Genomic DNA, 3240 nt, shown 5'->3' on the forward strand with positions numbered 1-3240 from the left:
CGGCCAAGGTCAGCGCCTATCTGTCCTCGCTCTCGACGCTGGTCGGGAATTTCGTCCAGGTCGGTCCCGACGGCAGCAAGACGCAGGGCGATTTCTACATCCAGAAGCCGGGCAAGGTGCGCTTCGAATATGACGCGCCGAGCCCGATCGACATCGTCGCCGACGGATCGTCGCTGGTGGTGCGCGACCGCAAGCTCGCCACCCAGGATGTCTATCCGCTGTCGCAGACGCCGCTGCGCTTCCTGCTGTCCGATCGCATCGACCTGATGAAGGACACCAATGTCGTCAACGTCTCGGCCGACGACGTCTTCGTCAGCGTCACCATCGAGGAGAAGCAGGCGCTGGTCGGCACCAGCCGCCTCTTGCTGATGTTCGGCGCCAAGGACGGCCAGCTGAAGCAGTGGACCGTCACCGASCCGCAGGGCTACGACACCACGATCGCGATCTACAATCTCGACGCAACCAAGAAGCTCGATCCCGGCATGTTCAAGATCGACTTCACCAATTACGGCCCGTCGCCGGGCTGACGGTGCGTAGGGTGGGTTAGCCCTGCAGATGCGCAAAGCGCATCTGCTCGGCATAACCCACCACTGTTTATCTCCGTAGGTTCAAGGTTGGTGGGTTACGCCTTCGGCTAACCCACCGACAATTTCGGCCCTGCGGACAAGCATTTTCCCCGCGCCAATCCATGCTAAGACGCATCTCTCATGCGTCTTTCCCTGACAACCTGGAACATCAATTCGGTGCGGCTGCGCATCGATCTGGTCGCGAAATTCCTCAAGAGCGCGCGGCCGGACGTGCTGTGCCTCCAGGAGACCAAGTGCATTGACGACGCCTTTCCGCTGAAGCGTTTCAAGCGGCTCGGCTATGAGCATGTCGCGCTGAACGGGCAGAAGGGCTATCACGGCGTCGCCATCGTCTCGAAGATCCCGTTCGAGTCCAAGGACATCCGCACCTTCTGCGACAAGGTGGATTCGCGCCACATTTCCGTGTCCTTCGGCGACAAGGCCAGCATCGCAAAGCCGCTGGTGCTGCATAATTTCTACGTGCCGGCCGGCGGTGACATTCCCGATCCCGCGCTGAACGAGAAGTTCGATCACAAGCTCCGCTTCCTCGACGAGATGAAGGCCTGCGAGCCGCTGCATCCGCGCGGTGAGGACCGCCACATCCTGGTCGGCGATCTCAACGTCGCCCCGCATGAGAACGACGTCTGGTCGCACAAGCAGCTCCTGAAAGTGGTGTCGCACACGCCTGTCGAAACCGAGAAGCTGAACGCGGCGCTCGCAGCCGGCGAGTGGGTCGACGTCGCGCGCGAGCGCATTCCGATGTCGGAAAAGGTCTACACGTGGTGGAGCTACCGCTCCGCCGACTGGACCGTCGGCGACCGCGGCCGCCGCCTCGACCACATCTGGGTCTCGCGCGCGCTGAAAGATGCGGTCCAGGACTTCAAGATTCTCCGCGACGCGCGGAGCTGGGAGCGGCCGTCGGACCATGTGCCTGTCACGGTGACGCTCGAGGTTTAACGTCACGGGAAGCCTGTAGCCCGGATGGAGCGCAGCGTAATCCGGGACAGCCTTTCCGTATCCGCGAATCCCGGATTGCGCTTCGCTCCATCCGGGCTACGAAGCTGGCCTTCGCCAGGACGACAGCTCACGTCGTCAGCTTCGCACCGGCCATCAGGATATCGCTCGCGATCTGGCTGGAGCGAACGGCGAATTCGTCGCGCAGGCGAACGGCGGCGGCGGGGTCGCTTTCGAGCACGCGCTGAAACAGGCTGCGCGCGACGCGGATGACGGAGGAATGCTCCAGCGCGATCGCGCTCGACGGCCGCTTCATCGGCACCACCAGCGCGAGCTCGCCGATCAGCGCGCCGGGACCTGCGATCATCTCGGCGCCGGCGCCGTCCTCGACCCGGAAGGCGCCGCGCTGGACTACGAAGCCGGCATCGGCGTCGTCGCCGAGATTGAACAGGATGTCGCCGCGGACGAAGTCACGCTGCTCGGAGCCGATCGCCAGCATGCGCAACGAGGCGTCTCCCAACAGGCGCAATGTCGGGACCCGCTCGAGAAGCGCTACGTCGTCGTCGATTGACATTCAGATCCGAGGCTCAAGGGCACGCGATCTAAAACGATTCGCACGCCCCTGAAGCGTATCACGGCACCAGCTTGTAGCCACCGGCTTCCGTGACCAGGATCTCCGGGTTGGCGGCGTCCTTCTCGATCTTCTGGCGGAGGCGGTAGATGTGGGTTTCCAGCGTGTGGGTGGTGACGCCGGAATTGTAGCCCCAGACCTCCTGGAGCAGGGTCTCGCGCGACACCGGCATCTGGCCGGCGCGGTAGAGGAAGCGGAGGATGGCGGTTTCCTTCTCCGTCAGCCGGACCTTGCGCGCATTGGCGGCGGTCAGCATCTTGGAGCCGGGCCGGAAGCTGTAGGGGCCGACCGAGAACACCGCATCCTCGCTGGCCTCGTGCTGGCGGAGCTGGGCGCGGATGCGGGCCAGCAGCACGGCGAAGCGGAAGGGTTTTGCGACGTAGTCGTTGGCGCCGGATTCCAGGCCCAAAATCGTGTCGGAATCGGTGTCATGCCCGGTCAGCATGATGATGGGAGCCTTGAAGCCGCCCTTGCGCAGGGAGCGGACCACCTCGCGGCCATCGGTGTCGGGCAGGCCGACATCCATCAGGACGAGATCGGGGGAATTGGCCTTTGCGGCGCTCGCGCCCTTGGCGCCGGTATCGACGGCGGAGGCTTCGAATTCTTCGTGCAGCGATAATTGCTCCACCAACGTATCGCGCAGATCGGTATCGTCATCCACGATCAGGATCTTGCGGGCATTGGCCATAGGGTATCATCCTTTTGGGGTCCGGCTCGGCGCGCATGCATGCCGCGCCCAGCCGCGAGGGGAAGTTTAGGGGTCGCTGTTATTATTGTTGTTCGTGTTGAAGTAGTGGGCTGTTACCGATTCACAAGCCAGAAGCACTCTAACCTAGAATAGCAGGGCATCTTGATGAATGTCCTGTAATGAATGCGACATCGCACGGTCACATGAAAAACAACGTTGCTTCAGCTACTTACACCAAGACCGGAAGCTCCGGACCGCTTCGAACGATCCGCGTTAAGCCTGCCGCCGGTAATCCGCGCCGGGGCTGGCTGACCGCCGGAGCGCTGACGATTCCGGTGGCGCTGGGGCGGGGCGGTATTCTCGCCAACAAGCGCGAGGGCGACGGCGGCACGCCCAAGGGC

The 3240-nt window shown here is 63.2% G+C and carries 4 protein-coding genes and 1 pseudogene; 3 read left to right on the forward strand and 2 right to left on the reverse strand.

Annotated elements, in window-relative coordinates; translation table 11 throughout:
• A partial coding sequence (locus tag AC1D00_RS33175; RefSeq protein ID WP_477013573.1) for an outer membrane lipoprotein carrier protein LolA occupies positions 1–527 on the forward strand: 527 nt, incomplete at its 5' end.
• 180 nt (positions 528–707) lie between these two features.
• A complete protein-coding gene (gene xth / locus AC1D00_RS33180) occupies positions 708–1523 on the forward strand; it encodes an exodeoxyribonuclease III (RefSeq protein WP_404551662.1) in 816 nt (271 codons plus the stop codon).
• Positions 1524–1650: 127 nt separating this feature from the next.
• On the opposite strand, the gene AC1D00_RS33185 is transcribed toward xth, so the two are convergent.
• Both AC1D00_RS33185 and AC1D00_RS33190 read right to left on the reverse strand, forming a co-directional pair.
• Positions 1651–2094 (reverse strand): cyclic nucleotide-binding domain-containing protein, encoded by a 444-nt coding sequence (locus AC1D00_RS33185; protein ID WP_135178627.1) that lies wholly within the window; start codon positions 2092–2094, stop codon positions 1651–1653.
• A gap of 58 nt (positions 2095–2152) precedes the next feature.
• The gene (locus tag AC1D00_RS33190; protein WP_008142830.1) at positions 2153–2839 is read right to left on the reverse strand and encodes a response regulator transcription factor; all 687 of its coding nucleotides are present in this window, start codon (positions 2837–2839) and stop codon (positions 2153–2155) included.
• 203 nt (positions 2840–3042) lie between these two features.
• On the opposite strand from AC1D00_RS33190, the pseudogene AC1D00_RS33195 reads away from it, so the two are divergent.
• Positions 3043–3240 (forward strand): annotated as a pseudogene (locus tag AC1D00_RS33195) (L,D-transpeptidase family protein); the annotation flags it as partial.

The sequence above is a fragment of the Bradyrhizobium sp. P2_E8 genome, assembly GCF_056403875.1.

Bases quoted from the DNA above. Each gene is read 5' to 3' on its own strand.
- xth (WP_404551662.1), top strand. From the start codon at position 708: ATGCGTCTTTCCCTGACAACCTGGAACATCAATTCGGTGCGGCTGCGC.
- AC1D00_RS33185 (WP_135178627.1), bottom strand. From the start codon at position 2,094: ATGTCAATCGACGACGACGTAGCGCTTCTCGAGCGGGTCCCGACATTG.
- AC1D00_RS33190 (WP_008142830.1), bottom strand. From the start codon at position 2,839: ATGGCCAATGCCCGCAAGATCCTGATCGTGGATGACGATACCGATCTG.